Below are 3153 nucleotides of genomic sequence, written 5' to 3'. Positions count from 1 at the left end.
TCCTTTCTCCAGAATGATACGAGGACATTATACTCGTCAACTTCCGGACAGGCAATCCCATCAACTTTAGGTTGTTTTCGGGTATCAATAACACTCCCACGCGTAGGTCGTTTGTTTTCCATCCTAATTATTTTAAGTATTATCTTTGAAATGTTTATGATGTCCAGCATGACATTACGTGATGTTTCTTATTGGGCGAAGGTTTCTTACATGCCTAAGACTCCTTTACTTATCATCGGATTACTTTTTTGTCTCGTTTCTTTTTATGCAGTGCGTTCCGGCATACAAACCATTGCCATAACAAATGGGATATTGCTACCGTTCGTGATTTTATTTGGCTTTTTCGTCATGACGGCAAATTTTCCCAATAAGGATTATCATTTGCTTACGCCTATTCTTGAAAATGGATTTGATCCGGTCATCAAAGGAATGCTATACGTAAGTTCAGGAGTTGTCGGAATATTTGTATTAACGATTATGCAGCAGCATATCACTGGAAACATCCGAATATTCCCGATTCTAATCACGGGATTCATTCTTATAATTTTAACTTTTAGCCCTTTGACGGGAGCCATTGCAGAATTCGGCCCTTTTGAAGCAGCCAGGCTTCGTTTTACGGCTTATGAGGAATGGCGATTGGTTACATTTGGTCATTATTTAGAGCATGTTGACTTTTTGTCTATTTACCAATGGCTTGTTGGGGCATTCACACGAATTTCACTGGCTATATTCCTAATTATAGATCTTCTTCCTATACAGAATAAAACAAAGCGTCTTTGGCTTCCACTTGGCTTATATGTTTTATGCATAAGTGTCACTCTAATTCCAATTAGTGACATGGAGTTTATGAAAGTTTTAAAAATATTCTATTTACCCTTTACCTTTACTCTTATGGTGGGGCTGTCTCTTCTTCTGGGTTTTCTCGTCTTTATAAGTTCACATAAGGTGGTAGCAAAATGAACCTGAACAATTTTTTCAAAAAATCAACAGATACAGAATTAAAATTAGTTGATAAACAATTTGAAGTCAATGAAAAACTTGTACATGAAATGTTTAGCAACTGTGCAGATGTGAAAATACAAAAAAATGAATTTAAAAATAAAGAAAACAGCACATCAGTTTTAATGATTTATTGTGAAGGCAATCTAATTTAGAAGTGTCCATATTGGGGCCAAAGGATGGTTTTGTCGAGGAGCTAAGCATGAATGTTGCTTTGGTTCGTAAAAGGCTCAAAACCAATACGCTAACTTATGAACAATTTATCGTGGGTAAAAGAAGCCATACAAAAGCTGGGTTGCTGTTCATAAAGGACATTGTACGCCCTGAAGTGATTGACGAAGTAAAGAGAAGATTTTCCCGCATTGATATCGATGCCGTTTTTAGCAGTCAGGAACTGATAGAGCTAATTAGCGAGAGGCCTACAAGTTTATTTCCACTCTATAATCATACCGGAAGGCCTGATCATGTGGTGGCATCGTTAGTAAGAGGTCGGTTTGCCATCCTGTTGGATGGAACACCTACAGCTATTATTGCACCTATGAATTTAATGGCGTTAATCAAGTCACCGGAAGACGTTCACACCCATTATTTGTTTGTATCTTTCGAAAGGCTGTTTAGGATAGCAGGTTTAATTGTTTCCTTATTTTTTCCCGGCTTTTATATTGCGATTTCTACTTATCATCCAGACCAAATTCCTTTATCCCTGCTGGCAACGATAGCAACATCCAGAAAAGGCGTTCCCATTCCGACTCCATTAGAGGCAATAATTATGTTACTTTTGTTCGAGTTATTTAGAGAAGCGGGAGCTCGATTGCCGAATGCGGTGGGACAAACGCTTTCCGTAGTGGGAGGGCTGATTATTGGAGATGCAGCCATTCGGGCAGGATTAACGAGTCCGTCCATGATTGTAGTCATTTCCACTACTGCAGTAGCTAATTTTACTTTGGTGAATCAAGCTATGATAGGGACTATAACGGTTTTACGTATGATTATTTTATTGATCTCTTCTATCATGGGAGTTTTTGGGTTTACTCTTTCGGTCATATTTATTGTTGTTTATCTTTCCAACTTACGATCATTCGGTATCCCGTATTTATCTCCTGTTTCCCCCATTACATTTGGAGATTTAATACCGGCTTTTTTACGACCCCCCATAAAAAAAATAAGGCAGCGGTCCAAAATATTAAACCCGATTGATAAAACACGGCGAGGTAACAAATGATGAAAATGAAGTCGTTCCTATTATGTTTTCCCTTAATTTTTTTCATAACAGGGTGCTGGAACATGCGCGAATTAGAACATATGTTCTATATTCATTCTGTGGGAGTGGATTTTGTTAATAATAAGTATGTCGTATATGCACAAATACTAAATTTTAGTACGTTAGCCAAAAAAGAAGGAGGGGGAGGGAAAAACGAACCAGGAGCGTGGGTTGGTCAGGGGATAGGATCAACAGTCGATTCGGCCATTCAAAATTTATATTCTTCATCCCAGCGCAGAATTTATTGGGGGCATCTAAATTCTGTTTTACTAAGTAAATCTGTTTTAGAACACGGGATTGATGACGTGATAGATTTAGTCACCCGTTATAATGAAATAAGATTTAATGTCTGGGTATTTGCTACCGGGAGCCCTTTAAAAAAGCTGTTGTTAACTTCTCCTTTACTTGAAGAGTCTCCTGTGTATTCACAATTAAGTGACCCTTATGACGTTTATGAACAAAGTTCGTATATTCCTTCTATACGTTTGAATAAATTCGTTTCCATGCTGCGGGAACCAGGACAATCACCATTAATTCCTACCATACACATAAAAAAGGGCCAATGGGCGGATTCATCAAAGAATTATCCCTCTATTGAAATTGATGGGGTAGAGGTATTAAAAAAGGACCAAAGAGCGCAGTGGTTTCCGAAAAAGAAACTCCAGGGTCTGCGCTGGTTAAACAAGTATACAAGCAGAACACCATGTATTGTTTATTCCCCAAAAAATAAACCCGTGGCGGTCCTCATGATGGAAAATCCAAAACCAAAAATTGTGCCTGAAATCCGCAATGGAAAGGTTTTTTTTCTTAAACGGTTAAAATAACGCAATATAATTTTATGGTAATATTAAGGTAAGAAAAATAATAATGTTGGTGATTTATTAATGCGTACT

Annotated in this window: 4 protein-coding genes; all 4 read left to right on the top strand. The window is 37.7% G+C overall.

The window, feature by feature from the left end:
- Positions 1-111: 111 nt before the first annotated feature.
- The 4 genes from H525_RS24340 to H525_RS0115310 are packed head-to-tail and all read left to right on the top strand — an operon-like array spanning position 112 to position 3084.
- A complete protein-coding gene (locus H525_RS24340) occupies positions 112-960 on the top strand; it encodes an endospore germination permease (protein WP_425387711.1) in 849 nt (282 codons plus the stop codon).
- Positions 957-1154 (top strand): hypothetical protein, encoded by a 198-nt coding sequence (locus tag H525_RS24335; protein WP_035101519.1) that lies wholly within the window; start codon positions 957-959, stop codon positions 1152-1154. The genes H525_RS24340 and H525_RS24335 overlap by 4 nt, the downstream gene beginning before the upstream one ends.
- 47 nt (positions 1155-1201) lie before the next feature.
- Positions 1202-2221 carry a spore germination protein gene (locus H525_RS24330; protein WP_051331078.1) on the top strand — a complete coding sequence of 340 codons (1020 nt, stop codon included), beginning with the start codon at positions 1202-1204 and terminating at the stop codon, positions 2219-2221.
- Positions 2218-3084: a Ger(x)C family spore germination protein gene (locus H525_RS0115310; protein WP_081413438.1), complete on the top strand. Its 867-nt coding sequence runs from the start codon at positions 2218-2220 to the stop codon at positions 3082-3084. The genes H525_RS24330 and H525_RS0115310 overlap by 4 nt, the downstream gene beginning before the upstream one ends.
- The last annotated feature ends 69 nt before the right edge of the window (positions 3085-3153 follow it).

This window comes from Aneurinibacillus terranovensis DSM 18919 (assembly GCF_000430625.1).
GTDB lineage: Bacteria > Bacillota > Bacilli > Aneurinibacillales > Aneurinibacillaceae > Aneurinibacillus_B > Aneurinibacillus_B terranovensis.
This window is presented reverse-complemented; position numbering and strand designations above follow the sequence as displayed.

Coding starts and splice junctions, on each gene's coding strand:
- H525_RS24335 (WP_035101519.1), top strand. CDS start 957: ATGAACCTGAACAATTTTTTCAAAAAATCAACAGATACAGAATTAAAA.
- H525_RS24330 (WP_051331078.1), top strand. CDS start 1,202: ATGAATGTTGCTTTGGTTCGTAAAAGGCTCAAAACCAATACGCTAACT.
- H525_RS0115310 (WP_081413438.1), top strand. CDS start 2,218: ATGATGAAAATGAAGTCGTTCCTATTATGTTTTCCCTTAATTTTTTTC.